Annotated in this window: 18 protein-coding genes; 4 read left to right on the top strand and 14 right to left on the bottom strand. The window is 71.6% G+C overall.

The genetic code is table 11. The features are described 5' to 3' along the window. Positions 1-80: 80 nt before the first annotated feature. From DQW85_RS37330 to sigE, 4 genes are all read right to left on the bottom strand, one after another. Positions 81-440, bottom strand: a complete 360-nt coding sequence (locus DQW85_RS37330; protein ID WP_113704452.1) for a sec-independent translocase — start codon at positions 438-440, stop codon at positions 81-83. Positions 441-629: 189 nt separating this feature from the next. After that, complete coding sequence (locus DQW85_RS37325; protein WP_113704451.1) at positions 630-2,237, bottom strand: S1C family serine protease; 1,608 nt, start codon at positions 2,235-2,237, stop codon at positions 630-632. Between the two features lie 179 nt (positions 2,238-2,416). Then, on the bottom strand, positions 2,417-2,938 hold the full coding sequence (locus tag DQW85_RS37320) for an anti-sigma factor family protein (RefSeq protein WP_113704450.1): 522 nt from the start codon (positions 2,936-2,938) through the stop codon (positions 2,417-2,419). Position 2,939: 1 nt separating this feature from the next. Further along, positions 2,940-3,581, bottom strand: a complete 642-nt coding sequence (gene sigE / locus DQW85_RS37315) for an RNA polymerase sigma factor SigE (RefSeq protein ID WP_113704449.1) — start codon at positions 3,579-3,581, stop codon at positions 2,940-2,942. A gap of 161 nt (positions 3,582-3,742) precedes the next feature. On the opposite strand from sigE, the gene DQW85_RS37310 reads away from it, so the two are divergent. Then, on the top strand, positions 3,743-4,381 hold the full coding sequence (locus DQW85_RS37310) for an O-methyltransferase (RefSeq protein WP_113704448.1): 639 nt from the start codon (positions 3,743-3,745) through the stop codon (positions 4,379-4,381). On the opposite strand, the gene DQW85_RS37305 is transcribed toward DQW85_RS37310, so the two are convergent. Continuing rightward, on the bottom strand, positions 4,365-5,789 hold the full coding sequence (locus DQW85_RS37305; protein ID WP_113704447.1) for a leucyl aminopeptidase: 1,425 nt from the start codon (positions 5,787-5,789) through the stop codon (positions 4,365-4,367). The genes DQW85_RS37310 and DQW85_RS37305 overlap by 17 nt on opposite strands. A 76-nt stretch (positions 5,790-5,865) precedes the next feature. Next, positions 5,866-6,033, bottom strand: coding sequence for a DUF3117 domain-containing protein (locus DQW85_RS37300; RefSeq protein ID WP_020545024.1), 168 nt, complete (start codon positions 6,031-6,033; stop codon positions 5,866-5,868). Between the two features lie 182 nt (positions 6,034-6,215). Here DQW85_RS37300 and DQW85_RS37295 point away from each other — a divergent pair, with 182 nt between their 5' ends. Next, positions 6,216-6,992: a PaaX family transcriptional regulator gene (locus DQW85_RS37295; protein ID WP_113704455.1), complete on the top strand. Its 777-nt coding sequence runs from the start codon at positions 6,216-6,218 to the stop codon at positions 6,990-6,992. Positions 6,993-7,014: 22 nt separating this feature from the next. After that, positions 7,015-7,791, top strand: coding sequence for an enoyl-CoA hydratase-related protein (locus DQW85_RS37290; RefSeq protein WP_113704446.1), 777 nt, complete (start codon positions 7,015-7,017; stop codon positions 7,789-7,791). Positions 7,792-7,809: 18 nt separating this feature from the next. Here the strand turns inward: DQW85_RS37290 and DQW85_RS37285 are convergent, their stop codons facing one another. The 6 genes from DQW85_RS37285 to DQW85_RS37260 form a co-directional block, all read right to left on the bottom strand. Continuing rightward, the gene (locus DQW85_RS37285) at positions 7,810-8,364 is read right to left on the bottom strand and encodes a DNA-3-methyladenine glycosylase I (RefSeq protein ID WP_113704445.1); all 555 of its coding nucleotides are present in this window, start codon (positions 8,362-8,364) and stop codon (positions 7,810-7,812) included. Continuing rightward, complete coding sequence (locus DQW85_RS37280) at positions 8,361-9,059, bottom strand: hypothetical protein (protein ID WP_113704444.1); 699 nt, start codon at positions 9,057-9,059, stop codon at positions 8,361-8,363. Before DQW85_RS37280 ends, DQW85_RS37285 begins: the two co-directional genes overlap by 4 nt. Positions 9,060-9,162: 103 nt before the next feature. Further along, positions 9,163-9,747, bottom strand: coding sequence for an LOG family protein (locus DQW85_RS37275; protein WP_113704443.1), 585 nt, complete (start codon positions 9,745-9,747; stop codon positions 9,163-9,165). Positions 9,748-9,758: 11 nt separating this feature from the next. Continuing rightward, complete coding sequence (locus DQW85_RS37270) at positions 9,759-10,556, bottom strand: LOG family protein (RefSeq protein WP_113704442.1); 798 nt, start codon at positions 10,554-10,556, stop codon at positions 9,759-9,761. A gap of 292 nt (positions 10,557-10,848) precedes the next feature. Beyond that, positions 10,849-11,904 (bottom strand): succinyl-diaminopimelate desuccinylase, encoded by a 1,056-nt coding sequence (dapE, locus tag DQW85_RS37265; RefSeq protein WP_113704441.1) that lies wholly within the window; start codon positions 11,902-11,904, stop codon positions 10,849-10,851. Continuing rightward, entirely contained in the window at positions 11,904-12,737 is an 834-nt protein-coding gene (locus tag DQW85_RS37260) for a 2,3,4,5-tetrahydropyridine-2,6-dicarboxylate N-succinyltransferase (protein WP_113704454.1), read from the bottom strand. Before DQW85_RS37260 ends, dapE begins: the two co-directional genes overlap by 1 nt. Between DQW85_RS37260 and DQW85_RS37255 the strand changes: the two genes are divergently transcribed. Further along, complete coding sequence (locus DQW85_RS37255) at positions 12,736-13,599, top strand: hypothetical protein (protein WP_240197678.1); 864 nt, start codon at positions 12,736-12,738, stop codon at positions 13,597-13,599. The two genes, DQW85_RS37260 and DQW85_RS37255, sit on opposite strands and share 2 nt — an antisense overlap. Positions 13,600-13,629: 30 nt before the next feature. On the opposite strand, the gene DQW85_RS37250 is transcribed toward DQW85_RS37255, so the two are convergent. Together DQW85_RS37250 and dapC are read right to left on the bottom strand one after the other, a co-directional pair. Continuing rightward, positions 13,630-14,289, bottom strand: a complete 660-nt coding sequence (locus DQW85_RS37250) for a DUF4178 domain-containing protein (RefSeq protein ID WP_240197677.1) — start codon at positions 14,287-14,289, stop codon at positions 13,630-13,632. A gap of 94 nt (positions 14,290-14,383) precedes the next feature. Further along, positions 14,384-15,454 (bottom strand): succinyldiaminopimelate transaminase, encoded by a 1,071-nt coding sequence (dapC, locus tag DQW85_RS37245; RefSeq protein ID WP_113704439.1) that lies wholly within the window; start codon positions 15,452-15,454, stop codon positions 14,384-14,386. Between the last annotated feature and the right edge of the window lie 114 nt (positions 15,455-15,568).

The following is a 15,568-nucleotide window of genomic DNA, read 5'->3' as shown; positions in this document are numbered from 1 at the left end:
GGTGCGGGGCCTCAGGCGCGCCCCGGCGCGCTGCGTCAGGCGCGCCCCGGCCAGGCGGCAGGCCCGCCTCCGCGTGGGCGTCAGGTGGCTTCGGAGTCGTACGGCGGGAGCTCGCCGTAGCCCAGTTCGTCGACGGGCTCCGAGATGTATGGCGCGGTGGCCGGCTCCAGCTCGCGGGACTTGTCGTTCCAGTCGTCCTCGAGGTCGTCAAGAAGGTGCTTGCGGACGAAGTTTCGCGGGTTGAGGTCGGCGGGGTCGAAGTTGGAGAACTCGGGGGGCAGCCCGGCACGCAGATCGTCTCGCGCGTTGTTGGCCATCCGCCGGAGATTGCGCAGCGTCTTGCCCGCCTGCGCCGCCGCCTGGGGCAGCCGCTCAGGGCCGAAGACGAGCAGCGCGATGACGATCAGCGCACCGATCTCCAGCCAGCCCAGTCCGAACACCGTGAGCTCCTACCGCAGTGCCAATGCTCCGAGGACGACCCCGGCACATCCCAGACTAAAGGCTTCAGGAGGTTGGTCGGTCGTCCACCTCGGACAAGAAAGTATCAACCCACCCAACCCCGCTCGCCCGCCCGTGACGTCACGCTCATCCGGCCGCGCGGCCGGACACGGCCGGGATCGGGGTCCGGATCAGGACGGCGTGGGCGTCGGCTCGTCCTCGGCCATCACGGTGAGGGTGGCGGTGCGCTCCTGGCCCGCCCGCTGGTACCTGATGGTGATCTTGGAGCCGGGCGTCTTGCTGCGGATCAGCGCGATGAGCTCGTTGCCGTCCTGCAGGCGGAGCCCGTCGATCTCCAGGATGACGTCGCCCCCCTTCAGACCGGCCTTGCCGGCGGGGCCGTTGGCGTCCACCGGCGGGCGCCCGTTCGCGTGCTCCGAGGCGATGCGGACGCCCTCGCCCTTGTAGTCCCTGTCGAGGACGATGCCGATCTTGGGGCGCTTGGCCTTGCCGTCCGTGACGAGCTCCTGGGCGACGCGTCGCGCCTGGTTGACGGGGATGGCGAAGCCGAGGCCGATGCTGCCGCTCTGGCTGTTGAGCGAACGGCTCAGCGTGGCGATCGCGGAGTTGACCCCCACGACCTCGCCCTTGCCGTTGACCAGCGGGCCGCCCGAGTTGCCCGGGTTGATGGCCGCGTCGGTCTGGATGGCGCTGATGTACGCGGGCTCCTCGGAGGTGCCGCTCTCGTCGCCGGCGATCACCGGGCGGTTGAGCGAGCTGACGATGCCCGTGGTGACCGTGCCCGACAGACCGAGCGGCGAGCCGACGGCGATGACCGGGTCGCCGACGACCACCTGGTCGGAGTTGCCGAGGACGATCTCCGGCGTGCCGAACGTCTCCTCCGGCTTGACGACGGCCAGGTCGGAGCCCGGGTCGCGGCCGACGATCCGGCCCGACGTGGTCTTGCGGTTGTTGAACATGATCCGGATCTCGCCGCCCTTGGCGGCCATCGCCACCACGTGGTTGTTGGTGACCACGTAGCCGCCCTTGATCAGGAATCCGGAGCCGGTCGCGCCCTCCGAGCTGCTGCCGTTGCCGACCTCCAGCGAGACGACGCTGGGCAGCACGCGGGCGGCGACACCCGCCACCGAGTCGGGGGCGCGGTTGGGAGCGCCGGACGGGGGCGGGCCGAGGCTGTAGGAGGGGTCGTTGCCGCCGGTCGGCCTGGTGGCCAGGTAGGTGCCGACGCTGCCGATCAGCGAGGCCACGATCGCGATGACCACGGCCAGCACGATCAGCAGACCGGTGCCGGGACCACGCCTGCCCCCCGGCGTGGTGGCCTGCTGGGCCGGAGGTGGTGGCGCCCATCCGGCGCCCATCCCGGACGCGCCCTGCGGGGGTGGGGGCGCGTCGCCGTAGGGCGGGGCGCCCGCCGAACCGCCGAAGAACGGGCCCTCGTAGGCACGGGTGGAGGAGCGGCCCTCCGGATCGCCTCCCTGCGGCATCGCGCCGCTCGACGGACCGCCGTACGGACCGCCGGAGGCACCGTACGGGTCGTAGGCGGGATTGTCCTGCCTGCCGTACGGGAATTCGACGGAGTTGTTGTCGGGGCCGCCGAAGACCGACGTGTCACCCGGGCGGCCCGAGGGGTCGCCCCACGCGCCGGACGAGGCAGCCCCCGCACCGCGCGGATCGTGCTGGTCCGCGCGTTCGTCCGCGGGCCGGAACTCCGGGCGCCCCTGTGGGTCCGGGAAGTCCGACGGCCTGCGTCCATCGTCGGGGCGCGTCTCGTCGGTCATCTAGGTCTCACCACTCCTTGCTCGACACCGCAATCTTGGCGCGATAGGCATACGGGAGTCGTAAAGCGTTCGTCAGGAATCGCCCCCATAAGCGGGGCCCTGACAAAGTCCCGAACCCAGATCGTATGCCCCCGAAGCCGTCGACTACGCCAACCGAGTGTCCCAGCCTTGACTCGCGGTCAAGGCGTGGCGGTGGAAGGGGTGGTCACGGGCGCCTGCTGCACCCGCCACAGCTCGACCGGCGGGGGCGTGGTGCCCTGCCCCGTGCCGGAGGCGGCCAGGAACGTACCGAGGGCGACGGCCGCGGACACCACGCCGACCGCCACGTAGGTGGTGCGCCGCCTAGCGCCACGGCCGGGGCCCGAGGCGCCACCACTCGCGTCCCTGCGCGGGCGGTTGTCCAGAGGGGCGATGCTGTGGGGCCCCGGGATGGGCACCCCTCCGAACGTCCGTGTAGGGAAAGGCCGCTCCCGCGGGGGCAAGGGGCCGCCGGGTTCGGCCATCCGGAGCAGCGACATGGTGAGGTCGACCGGCATGGCCAGGTCGTCGAGGGAGCGCAGGCGCGACTTCAGCGCCCGCATCGACTCGACCTCCCGCCTGCAGTCGGCACAGAAAGCCAGGTGGGCAAGGGCGCGGTCGCGATCGGTGTGGCTCAGCTCACCGTCCACGAGCGCGGATACGCGTTCTCCAAGATGCGACATATCAGACTTCCTCCCCACGGGTCCCCGACGGGAATGCTGGCGGGGGGAGTTGTGAGTTACGGGGGGCCCGATGGTCGAGCGCCTCGCGCAACTGTGCCCGGCCACGGTGAATACGGCTGCGGACCGTGCCCAGCTTCACGCCGAGCGTGGCCGCGATCTCCTCGTAGGACAGGCCCTCGATGTCGCACAGCACGATCGCCGCGCGGAACTCCGGTGCGAGGGCGTCGAGCGCCGCCTGGATGTCGGGCTCGAGGTGGGCGTCGTCGAACGCCTGCGCCGGCGACGGCTCGCGACCGCGCAGCCGCTCGGCGGCGTCCTCCGCGAGACCCTCGAACCGGATGCGCTGCTTGCGCCGCGCCATGTCGAGGAACAGGTTCGTCGTGATCCGGTGCAGCCAGCCCTCGAACGTGCCGGGCGTATAGCTGGACAGGGACCTGAAGACCCGTACGAAGACCTCCTGCGTGAGATCCTCGGCGTCGTGGACGTTGCCGGTCAGGCGATACGCCAGCCGATACACGCGCGCGGAGTGAGTCCGCACCACTTCCTCCCAGGTGGGAGGTGTCCAGTCAGACACGGGAGCATCGGCCTGGTGGTCGCTTTCGTCCACCAGAACTCCTCTCTCTGGGACCACCGCTACCGCCATAGTGCCTGGTTTCGTCCCTTCATGCGTACTGCCTGCCTTCCGGACCGGCAAAGCCCGTTTAAACCTGCAACGCCGCAAGGTCCTTCTGAGTTCCCGTCGTGGCGTGTCTCCCCTAGGCTGCGATCGGTGACCAATGGCACGAATGTGGGGGGAGGAGGCCGATGACCAGTCCGGTAGAGGCCACTCTGGCCTATGCGGAGCAGTTTCATCACGAGGATGACATCCTGCACGCTGCGCGGCAGCGCGGCCTGGAGATGGGGGCCCCGCCCATCCTTCCCGGGGGTGGGGCGGCGCTCTGCTTCCTCGCCACGGCGCTCAACGCCAAGTCGGTCGTCGAGATCGGCACCGGCTGCGGCGTCTCGGGGCTCTGGCTGCTGCGCGGCATGCGCCCCGACGGCACGCTGACCAGCGTGGACGTGGAGCCCGAGCACCAGCGGCTGGCCAGGCAGGCGTTCGCGGACGCGGGGTTCTCCGGCGGCCGGGTGCGGCTGATCTCCGGGCGGGCGCTGGACGTGCTGCCCCGGCTCTCCGACGGCGGCTACGACATGGTCTTCGCCGACGGGGCCAAGCAGGAGTACGCCGACTACCTGGCCGAGGCCGTCCGCCTGCTGCGCGTGGGCGGCATCGTGGCCTTCGACAACGCGCTCTGGCACAACCGGGTGGCCGACCCGGCTCAACGCGACCCCGACACGGTCGCCCTGCGCGAGCTGGGCAAGCTCGCGCAGTCCGACGACCGCCTCCGCTCGCTGCTGATGCCCCTGGGCGACGGCCTCCTGGCCGCCGTCAAGGTCGCCGGGTGAGCCACTCCAGGAGCACGCGGACCCCGAAGCCCGTCGCGCCCTTGGTGATGGCGCCCTCGTCCACGGTGCTGCGCCCGACCCCGGCGATGTCGAGGTGCGCCCACGGCCGCTTGCCGGCGAACTCCCGCAGGAACAGCGCCGCCGTGATGGATCCGGCCCCGTAGGTGGAGCCCTTCTCGACGTTGGCCAGGTCGGCGATCGACGACTCCAGCGCCGGCGCGTAGTCGTCGATCAGCGGCATCCGCCACAGCCGGTCGTCGCTGGCCTGCCCCGCGTCCAGCAACTGCCGGGCCAGGTCGTCGTCGCTGGAGTAGACGGCCCCGAGAGTCCGCCCGAGCCCGACGCTGATCGCGCCGGTCAGCGTGGCGATGTCGACGACCGCGTCGGGTTCGAGCTCGGCGTCGGCGTAGGCCAGCGCGTCGGCCAGCACCAGCCGCCCCTCGGCGTCGGTGTTGAGCACCTCGACCGTGCGCCCGCCGTAGTGCCTGATGACGTCGCTGGGCCGCTGGGCCGTGCCGGAGGGCATGTTCTCGGCGGCGGCGACCAGGCCGGTGACCCGTACGGGCGCGCCCAGCGCGGCCAGCGCGCCGATGACGGCGATCACCACTGCGCCGCCCGCCATGTCGGTCTTCTGCACCTTCATGTTCTCCGTCGGCTTGAGCGACAGGCCGCCGGAGTCGAACGTGATGCCCTTGCCGACCAGCACGATGTGCCGGGTGGCCGGGCCCGCGGGGGGCTCCTCGGGCGTGTAGGAGAGCTGGATGAGCCGGGGCGGCCTGGCCGAGCCCCGTCCGACCGCGAGGATGCCGCCGAAGCCGTCGGCCCGCAACTGCTCCTCGTCCCACACCCGCACGGGCACGCCCTGCTCCGCGGCGCGTTCGGCGAGCCAGGCGGGGGTCTTGACGGACGCCGGCGTGTTGGCCAGGTCACGGGCCAGCGCCACGGCCTGGGCGACGCGCTCCCCACGGCGTACGGCCCGCTCGTCGGCGCCGACGAGGCGCAGCTCACGCACGGGCTTCTTGCCCGGCTCGCCCATCTTGAAGGTGTAGGCGGCGAGCAGCGCGGCCTCCGCGAAAGCGGCGGCGTCACCCTCGGGCACGACCACGGTCAGCTGCGCGCGGCCCCTGGCCCTGCGCGTCAGCAGCGCGGCGGCCTTGCGCAGCGCCCGCTGCGAGCCGTCACCGACGCCGTAGAGCAGGACGCGCCCCACACCCTGCTCCCGTGCCACGGGCACCTCGACGATCTCTCCCGCGTCTCCCTTGGCTTCGTAGTGCGCCAGCAGGCCCGGCACCGGCACCGGCAGGTCCAGCGGGAGGACCGGGGCCAGATCCGGGGTGTAGGGGACGGCCAGCAGCTCGGCGCCGGCGGGAACGTCGGCGACCACCGACGCAGTGGTCTCAATGGGCACGGGACCCCTCCTCGAACATCAACGACCCTGGCGCGGAAGGACGCCAGGGTCGTGCGCCAAATCGGATCGGGTGCGCTCAGCCGACGACGTTCTTCAACGCCTCGCCCAGCGCCTTCGCCTCGTCGGCGGAAATCTCCACGACGAGCCGGCCGCCACCCTCCAGGGGGACCCGCATGACAATGCCGCGCCCTTCCTTGGTGACCTCGAGCGGACCATCGCCGGTCCGCGGCTTCATCGCCGCCATGCGTGCATCCCTTCCTGCCTTGGGCTCCCGCGGCCCGCGATTTTTCATACCGCCCGCTAGGGAGGGCGGCGCATTCACGTCATCTGTGATGTCCTATTCTCCCGCATCGAGAGCCCTCATGGGTAACGATCTCCTCCCAGAATGCGTTGTCCAGGGTGGCGAAGGCGGCCAAACTGGACTCCGTGCACGCACGCTCCGCCCTGTTCGACCTGTATGGCGACCACCTGCGCTCCCGGGGTGGACAGGCGTCGGTGGCCGCTCTCGTGCGGCTCATGAAGCCCCTGGAGATCGCCGCTCCCGCCGTGCGCACCGCTGTTTCGCGCATGGTCAGGCAGGGCTGGCTGCGGCCCGTGAGACTGCCCCAGGGAGCCGGGTACGGGCTCACTCCGAAGTGCGCGAAAAGGCTGGACGAGGCCGCACTGAGAATTTACCGAGCAGGCGCACCGGAGTGGCACGGCCGCTGGCACGTGATCGTTTGCGGGCCGGTCAGGGATCGGCCGCGCAGGGAGCGCATCAAGGCCGACCTGACGTTTCTCGGGTACGCGGCGCTGTCGGAGACCACCTGGATCGGGCCGCGTTCGTCCGCCGAACTGGACAACCTGCTCGGCGGCGAGGGCGTGCGCGCCGACCGGTTCGACGCGGCCCTGGAGGGCGATCCCCATGAGCTGGTGGCGCGGGCGTGGGACCTGAAGACCATCGGCGAGGCGTACGAGAGCTGGCTGGCGGAGGCCGCCACGCTGGTCGGGGCGCTTCCCCGCGAGGCCCCCGCCGACCGGGTGTTCGCGGCCAGGAGCAGACTGGTGCACGGGTGGCGCAACTTCCTGTTCCGCGACCCCGGCCTGCCGCCCGAACTGCTGCCCCCCGGCTGGCCGGGAGACAAGGCCAGAGCATACTTCGAGCAGGAGGCGGCCCGCCTCCTGCCCGCAGCCGCCGCTTTCGTCGACAGGGAACTGTCGTGATCCGCCCTGACATGGAGTCGCCTTGATCCGCTCTGACGTGACCGACGCCGTCGCCACCATCACCCTGGACCGGCCCGACGCGATGAACTCGCTGACCGCCGACCTGAAGGAGGCCCTGCTCGACGCGCTGCGCCAGGCGGCCGGCGACCCGGAGGTCAGGGCGGTGCTGCTGACCGGCTCGGGCCGGGCCTTCTGCGCCGGGCAGGACCTGCGCGAGCACGCCGCCAACCTGGAGGCGGGCCGCGGGCTGGCCGACACCGTGCGGCGGCACTACAACCCGACGATCGAGCTTCTCACCACCATGCCCAAGCCGGTGGTGGCCGCCGTCAACGGGGTCGCGGCGGGCGCGGGCGCCGCGCTGACCTTCGCCTGCGACCTGCGGGTGGTCTCGGAGAAGGCCAAGTTCGCGCTGGCCTTCGCGGGCATCGGCCTGGCTCCCGACTCGGGCGCCTCCTGGACCCTGCAGCGCCTGGCCGGACCGGGCCGGGCCGCCGAACTGCTGCTGCTCGGCGAGCCGCTGGACGCGGCCCGCGCTCTGGAGCTCGGCCTGGTCACGCGCGTGGTGCCCGCCGACGACGTGCTGAAGACCGCCCAGGAGCTCGCGGCTCGGCTGGCGCAGGGCCCCACCCTGGCCTACGCGGCCACGAAGCGGGCGCTGGCGTACGCGGCGGCACACTCGCTGCCCGAGGCCCTGGCCCTGGAGGCCGAGCTGCAGAACGAGTGCGCCGGCACCCAGGACCACGTGGACGCCACGCGGGCCTTCCTGGCCAAGGAGCGACCGACGTTCCACGGCCGCTGAGGCCCGTGCGAGGGGCCCTCAGGGTCTCACTCGGGCGACGCAGCCCTCGATGTGGTCGTTGACCAGCCCGATGGCCTGCATGAGCGCGTACGCGGTGGTCGGGCCGACGAACCGGAAGCCGTGCCTCTTGAGCTCCTTGGACAGCGCCACGGAGCCGGGCGTGGTGGCCGGGACGTCGGCCATGGTCCTGGGCACCGGGGCGTCCGGGTCGGCGTGGCGCCACACCAGCTCGGCCAGCCCGTCGGGCAGGCCGAGCGCCGCCCTGGCGTTGTCGACGGCCGCCAGCACCTTGGCCCTGTTGCGCACGATGCCGGGGTCGGCGAGGAGCCTCTCCACGTCCTGCTCGGTGTAGGCGGCCACCTTCGGGATGGAGAAGCCGTCGAACGCGGCGCGGAAGTTCTCGCGCTTGCGCAGGATCGTCAGCCAGGACAGCCCCGACTGGAACGCCTCAAGCGTGACGCGCTCGAAGACCCCGTCGTCATCCCGGACCGGGCGGCCCCATTCGTCGTCGTGGTAGCCGATGTAGAGCGGGTCCGACATGCCCGCCCAGGAGCAGCGGATCACCTCGGTCACGGCCGGGCGTCCCCGTCCTTGCCGGCCACCGTCCGCGCGTCCCCGTCCGCGCTGTCACTGTCACTGTCACGGGAACCGGGCTCCACCGCTGCCTCCGCGTCCCGCGCCCCCTCTTCCCCTTCGGCCGCGCTCTCCACGCCCTCGGAGGCGCCGTCAGGGCCCTCGGAGGCGGTCTCCGCGGTCTCCGCGGGGCTCTGCGGGGCCTCGGGGGTGGTCGCCTCCGGAGGCGTCCGGTGGGTGCTCGGGCTCGAAGGGCGGGCGGCGGGGCCGCCCGTGGGGAGCGGGTCGCCCTCTTCGGGCAGCTCCAGCGGCACCGCCGGGGCCTCGGGCTCGTGGTCGGTGCGCGGCCCGCCGGGAGCGGGCGTCGCGTAGACCTCCTGGCGCGCGTGGAGCCTGCTCGACATCAGCTCCGAGACCCGCTGCTCCAGCACCGCGATCCTGGTGTCGCGGGCGCTGAGCGCGGTGGCGGCCCTGCGCAGGGTCTCGTCGACGCTCTGCGTGTGATAGCCGACGAGGTTGACCGGCAGTTGCAGCGCCATGAAGTCGACCGCCGTGAGCTGTCCCGGCTCGGGCAGGTCGAGAGGCGGCACGTCCGGCGGGAACTCGGTCAGCTCACCGCCCCTGCCGAGGGAGACCAGCACCACGCAGGCCAGGATGGCGAGGGCGGCGATGGCGATGGCGAGTATGACCAGCACATTGGCATCGTACTCATACCTTCGAGGCATGAGTCCCGCACTTCGCACGCTTGGTGCGTGTCTGGGGCACTACCGGGCGCGTCGCGGCGACGGGAGTGACCTGTCAGCCGGCGGCCTCGCCGAGCTCCTCCACCGTGGGGCGGACGGGCTTGGCCCGGCCCTCCAGGTGGGCGAACGCCTCCTCGACCGAGGTCGTCCAGGCGATGGCGTCGAAGACGTTCGCCCGGGTGAACCCCTCGTCGTACATGGTCTCGACGAGCGCGCGCAGCGGGGCGTACAGGCTCCAGGGGTCGAGGATGACCAGCGGCCGGTCGTGGATGCCGAGGACCCTCGCCGTCCAGATCTCGAAGAGCTCCTCCAGCGTGCCGATGCCGCCGGGCAGGACGAGGAAGGCGTCGGAGCGGGCGTCCATGACGCCCTTGCGCTCACGCATGCCGGCCGTGACGATCAGCTCGTCCGACTGCCGGTCGGCGATCTCGATGTCCACCAGGGCCTGGGGGATCACGCCGATCGTACGGCCACCGGCGGCGCGGGCCGCGGCGGTGACGGCGCCCATGCACGAGACGGTCGCGCCGCCGCTGACCAGGGTGTGCCCTCGCTTGGCCAGCTCGGTGCCGACCTGGACGGCCAGGTCGAGGTACTTGGGGTCGATCTTCTGACTGGACGCGCAAAAGACGCAGACATTCACGACATGTCAGCTTATTGGGGTTCGGCTGAGTGGCTCGCGACGGCCTCCAGTTCCTCCTCGCGCTGCCGGGAACGGACACGGTCGGAGTCGACGATGATGCGCACGGCCTCGTCGACGTTGTCCGTGACGGTGATCAGGTCGAGGTCCCGCTCAGCGATCTTGCCCGTGCCGAGGAGCGTGCTCTTGATCCAGTCGATCAGGCCGCCCCAGAACTCCGACCCCATCAGCACGACGGGGAACGAGGTCACCTTGTGCGTCTGCACCAGCGTCAGGGCCTCGAACAGCTCGTCCAGCGTGCCGAAGCCGCCGGGCAGCGCGATGAACCCACAGGAGTACTTCACGAACATCGTCTTGCGCACGAAGAAGTAGCGGAACTCGATGCCGAGCTCCACGTAGTCGTTCATGCGCTGCTCGAACGGGAGCTCGATGCCGAGGCCCACCGAGACCGCGCCGTCCACCTCGGAGGCGCCCCTGTTGGCCGCCTCCATGACGCCCGGCCCGCCACCCGTGATGACGGCGTAGCCCGCCCTGGCGATGGCCTGGCCGAGGGCCCGGCCCATCTCGTAGTCGGGCGAGTCATGCGGGGTGCGGGCCGAGCCGAAGACGGTGACGGCCCTGGGCAGCTCGGCGAGCTGGCCGAAGCCCTCGACGAACTCGGCCTGGATGCGCAGCACCCGCCACGGATCCATGTGGACCCAGTCGGTGGGGCCCTGGCGATCGAGCAACCGCTGGTCGTGCGTGGACTCGGGCACGAGTTTGCCGCGGACCACGGCCTGACCCTGACGGCGTTCGCGACGTGTCGTATCCATGCGGATCACGCTAGTCCCCTTCCCGGGCTCACGAATCCCGGGTGGCTGATACGTCAGGCGCGCCCCGCCCGCCGGCTCACCGCGCTCGGGGCGGGGACGTGAGCGCCCTCCAGGAGGCTTCCAGCCAACCGTGAGGCACATAACCGCAGGTGGACGTCCTGTTGCCAGCGTGTAAAAAATCTTGAAAATGGCAGGGAACCAGATTTCGACTTCCCTGCGTCTAACTGCCGAGGGTGCTGCTCGGGACTGAAAGTGGCTTTCCCCGCCAAATGGCCGGCGAGGAAGGCCACTTTCATTTTGTGAGCCAGTCGCGCATCGCCCGCTCGCCTTCCACGATCTTGGTGAGCGACACGTACTCCCCCTGCTGGTGCGCCAGGTTGGGGTCGCCCGGCCCGTAGTTGACCGCCGGGACGCCCAGCGCCGAGAACCTCGACACGTCGGTCCACCCCAGCTTCGCCCGGGGCTCGCCCCCCACGGCCGCGGTGAAGGCCGCCGCCACCGGGTGCGTCAGGCCCGGCCGGGCGCCGGGCGCCCCGTCGGTGAAGCTCACCTCGAACCCGTCGAACACCTCCTGGACGTGCGCCTGCGCCTCGTCCACGGTGAGGTCGGGCGCGAACCGGTAGTTGACCACCACCACGCACGAGTCGGGGATCACGTTGCCGGCGACGCCGCCGCGCACGCCCACGGCGTTCAGCCCCTCGTGGTAGCGCAGGCCGTCGACCACCGGCTGCCGCGCCTCGTAGGCGTTGAGCCTGGCCAGGACCGGCTCGATGCCGTGGATGGCGTTGACCCCGAACCACGACCTGGCGCTGTGCGCGCGCTTGCCTGTCACCAGGATCTCGGCCCGCAGGGTGCCCTGGCAGCCGCCCTCGATCACGCCGTCGGTCGGCTCCATGAGCACCGCGAAGTCGGCGGCCAGCCAGCCGGCGTGGTCTCGGGCCACCCGGGTCAGCCCGTTGCGCTCGGCCTCCACCTCCTCGCAGTCGTAGAAGACGTACGTGACGTCGCGGTTGGGCGCGGGCACCGTGGCCGCCAGCCTCAGCGCGACCGCGACCCCCGCCTTCATGTCGGACGTGCCGCAGCCGTGGAGCAGGTCGCCCTCGACGCGGCTGGGCAGGTTGCCGTGGACGGGCACGGTGTCGAGGTGCCCGGCGATCAGCACGCGCTCGCCGCGTCCCAGCGAGGTGCGGGCGACGACCGTCTCGCCCGACCTGTCGATCTTCAGGTGGGGCAGCGCGACCAGCGCCCGCTCGACCTCGTCGGCGAGCGCCCGCTCGGCGCCGCTCACCGACTCGATGTCCACGATGGCGGCGGTCAGCGCCCGCACGTCCTGGGTCAGGTCCAGCATCAGGTGTTCACTCCGTGTTCGCGCAGCACCTCGTTGAGCGCCGCCTTGTCATGCCGCTGCCCCGGCTCCAGCCGCTTGATCACCAGCACGCAGGGCATTCCGAACGTGCCTCCGGGAAACTCCTTCGGCCGGGTGCCGCCCACCGCCACGCACCAGTCGGGCACCCTGCCGCGGGCCAGCTCCACGCCGGTCTCCACGTCTATCACGGGGATCGACGCCGACAGGATCGTGCCCGCCCCCACGACGGCACCGCGGCCCACCCGCGCCCCTTCGACGATCATCGCCCGGCTGCCGATCAGCGCGTCGTCCTCGACCACCACCGGCACCGCGTTGGGCGGCTCCAGCACGCCGCCGATGCCGACGCCGCCTGACAGATGCACGTTGCTGCCGATCTGCGCGCAGGATCCGACCGTGGCCCACGTGTCGACCATCGTGCCCGAGTCGACGTACGCGCCGATGTTCGTGAACGACGGCATCAGCACCACGCCAGGCGCCGCGTACGCGCCCCACCGCGCGATGGCGCCCGGCACCACCCGCACCCCGTCGAACGTCGTCTTGAGCGGCACGCGGTCGTGGTGCTGGAAGTCGCCCACCTGGGAGCGGGCCATGCCGAGCACCTTGAAGGCGAGCAGGATCGCGCGCTTGGCCCGTTCGTCCACCACCACCTCGCCGCCCGACACCTCGGCGACCCGCGCCTTACCCGTGTCGAGCAGGTCGATCGCACCCACGACCGCGGTGCGGGCCTCGGCGTCCTCCGGGGACAGCTCCGCCCGGCGCTCCCACAGGGAGTCGACCACCCGGGGTATCGGCGACGTAGTGCTCTGGTGACTCATGGCCACGGAGCTTATCCGGCCGGGTAGGTTCTTCAGGGTGCGGCTGCGCTTCTCCCGCGGTGTCATCACCATCGCGGCCATCGTCCTCGTGCTCGCGATCGGCATCTCCGTGGGCCTCTACCACCTGCTCAAGAAGGCCACACCGCTGGCCGTTCCGGAGGCCTACTGCACCGTGCGCACGCCCCGCGGCGACCTTTCCCTCGACGTCGACCAGGCGCAGACCGCCGCGACCATCGCCGCCGTGGCCGCGCGCCGCGGGCTGCCCGAGCGGGCGGTCGTGATCGCGTACGCGACGGCGTTGCAGGAGTCGAAGCTCTACAACCTGGAGTACGGCGACCGCGACTCGGTCGGGGTGTTCCAGCAGCGCGAGTCGCAGGGGTGGGGCAGGAGGAAGCAGTTGATGGACCCCGTCTACGCGACGAACAAGTTCTTCGCCGCCCTGGTCAAGGTGAAGAACTACCGCAAGATCCCGCTGGCCGAGGCCGCGCAGAAGGTGCAGCGGTCGGCGGGCGGCTACGCCTACGCTCCGCACGAGCCTGATGCCAAGATCCTCGCCGCGGCGTTCACCGGCCGCGTTCCCCGGGCCGTGCACTGCTGGTATCCACCCGGCAAGGGGCAGGGCAGCGCCACGCCCCGGCCGCAGACGGCCGAGGCGCGCCGTCAGCTCTCGCGGGCGCTGGGCGGCTCCGGGGTCACCAGCGAGAAGCGCGGATGGCTGATCGCCGCCTGGTCCGTCGCGCACGCGCGGAAGTACGGGCTGAGCCGCGTCGGCTTCAGCGGCGCCATGTGGGTCAACGACACGAAGGTGGAGGGCTGGCGGCCCGGCGGCGCGTCGGGTGGCGGCCGGGTGGATCTGTCATAGCAAGGACGTGCGACCTCAGGACGTGCGACCTCAGGAGGCGCGGCTGACGATGGCGATCGAGCCGGGTGGCAGCGGCCTGGCGTAGCTGGCCGTCCACGAGCCGCGCTGGATCCGCTCGAAGGAGAGCAGCCTCCCGTCGGAGGCGCGGTAGTCGGCGAAGTCGAGCAGGCCCCGTTCGGGGATGCCGGTGTCACCCTCGCACCTGAACGCCGCCGTGCCGCGCTCGATAGGGAAGAACTCGACGCCCTCCATGATCAGCATGCTCTTGGCGGGGACCATGCCCTGGGTGGGCACCTCGGTCCACAGGAGCACCTCCAGGTGGGGTGGATCGCCCTCGGCCAGGCCCTGGCGTACCTGGACCGACAGCCACTGGAGTCGGCGGGGGCCGTCGCGCAGGAGGTATTCGGTCCACTCCTGGCCCTGCCACGAGACGTATGTGGCGCCCAGCACGCGCGCGGGCTGGCCGTGCACCTCGATCCGGTCGCCGACCTTGATCGTGCGGGGGTCGGCGTAGTCGTGCCCGGCAGCGGGCACCGGCGCCGGCAGCGGGGTCTCGACGGGAGCGGCGTCGACCGGCGGCGCGGTCGCGCGGCCCTTCCTGTCCTGGCGCAGGGTGGCCAGGAAGGCCCCCAGCAGCAGGAGGACGGTGGCGACGCTCAGCCCGAGTACGACCATGGCGGTCATGCTCATCGATCAGCTCGCTCCACTCGCGGTCTGCCTTGGCAAACGCCTTATCAACTTGTGCGTGCCCGCGCACCCGCGGGCCGACTTATGACGGGGGATCCTACTGGAGGCGGCGCAGCGCCGCATCGACGCGTTCGTCCGTGGCCGTCACGGCGATGCGAATGTGCTGGCTACCTGCTGATCCATAGAAATCACCCGGCGCGACCAAAATACCGATATCGGAGAGCTTGCCTACCTGATCCCAGCAGTTTTCTCCGTTGGAAGCCCAGAAGTAAAGGCCGGCTGTCGAGTGGTCGACGCGCCAGCCCGCCCGTTCGAGCGCCGGCCGGAGCCGGGCGCGCCGGGCGCCGTAGATCTCGCGCTGCTCGTCGGCGTGCCGGTCGTCGGCCAGCGCGGCCGTCATCGCGGCCTGCACCGGGGCCGGGACCATCATGCCCGCGTGCTTGCGCGTCTCCAGGAGTCGCTTGACCAGGGCGGGGTCGCCCGTGACGAACCCGGCCCGGTATCCGGCCAGGTTGGACCGCTTGGAGAGCGAATGGACCGCCAGCAGCCCCTCGTGAGAGCCGTCGCAGACGTCGGGATGCAGGATGGAGACGGGCCGCTCCTCCCAGCCGAGCTCGATGTAGCACTCGTCGGAGGCGACGACCGTGCCGCGCTCACGGGCCCACGCCACCACCTTGCGCAGGTGCTCGGTCGGCAGCACGCGCCCCGTGGGGTTGCCGGGGGAGTTGACCCAGACGAGGTCGGCGTGCTCGGGTCCGAGCGAGAGCAGGCCGTCGGAGGCCAGGGTGGCGGCCCCCGCCAGCCGCGCGCCCACGTCGTAGGTGGGGTAGGCCAGCTCGGGGAAGACGACCCGCCCGGCGCCGAGCAAGGTCGGCAGCCAGGCGACGAGCTCCTTGGTGCCGATCACGGGCAGCACGTCGCGCCGGCCGACGCGCACGCCGTGCCTGCGCAGCAGCCAGCCGGCGGCGGCCTCGCGCAGCTCGGCCGTGCCGTGGGTCGTGGGGTAGCCCGGGCTGTCGGCGGCGGCGGCCAGGGCGTCCTGGATGATCCGTGGCACCGGGTCGACCGGGGTGCCGACCGACAGGTCGACGATGCCGTCGGGGTGCGCTCGGGCACGCTCCTTGTACGGCTCCAGCCGGTCCCAGGGGAAGTCGGGCAGGGTGTTCACGGATCTCCAGGGTTTCGGTGGTGCGGTGCCGTACGCCGGACACCGGCGACCGGCACGGCGGCGGCGCGGGTGGCGCCACCCGAAGGCGGCGGCCCAGCCGGTGCGGCGCACCGG

Origin of the sequence: Nonomuraea lactucae (assembly GCF_003313395.1) — a bacterium.
Classification (GTDB): Bacteria; Actinomycetota; Actinomycetes; order Streptosporangiales; family Streptosporangiaceae; genus Nonomuraea; species Nonomuraea lactucae.
The sequence above is the reverse complement of the archived record's forward strand: the minus strand, read 5'-3'. Positions and strand labels throughout refer to the sequence as shown.

Excerpts from the sequence above, each read along its gene's own strand:
- DQW85_RS37250 (WP_240197677.1), bottom strand. The coding sequence starts at position 14,289 with ATGAGCATGACCGCCATGGTCGTACTCGGGCTGAGCGTCGCCACCGTC.
- DQW85_RS37310 (WP_113704448.1), top strand. The coding sequence starts at position 3,743 with ATGACCAGTCCGGTAGAGGCCACTCTGGCCTATGCGGAGCAGTTTCAT.
- DQW85_RS37260 (WP_113704454.1), bottom strand. The coding sequence starts at position 12,737 with ATGAGTCACCAGAGCACTACGTCGCCGATACCCCGGGTGGTCGACTCC.
- DQW85_RS37325 (WP_113704451.1), bottom strand. The coding sequence starts at position 2,237 with ATGACCGACGAGACGCGCCCCGACGATGGACGCAGGCCGTCGGACTTC.
- DQW85_RS37320 (WP_113704450.1), bottom strand. The coding sequence starts at position 2,938 with ATGTCGCATCTTGGAGAACGCGTATCCGCGCTCGTGGACGGTGAGCTG.
- DQW85_RS37270 (WP_113704442.1), bottom strand. The coding sequence starts at position 10,556 with ATGGATACGACACGTCGCGAACGCCGTCAGGGTCAGGCCGTGGTCCGC.
- DQW85_RS37300 (WP_020545024.1), bottom strand. The coding sequence starts at position 6,033 with ATGGCGGCGATGAAGCCGCGGACCGGCGATGGTCCGCTCGAGGTCACC.
- DQW85_RS37255 (WP_240197678.1), top strand. The coding sequence starts at position 12,736 with ATGGCCACGGAGCTTATCCGGCCGGGTAGGTTCTTCAGGGTGCGGCTG.
- dapE (WP_113704441.1), bottom strand. The coding sequence starts at position 11,904 with ATGCTGGACCTGACCCAGGACGTGCGGGCGCTGACCGCCGCCATCGTG.
- sigE (WP_113704449.1), bottom strand. The coding sequence starts at position 3,581 with ATGGCGGTAGCGGTGGTCCCAGAGAGAGGAGTTCTGGTGGACGAAAGC.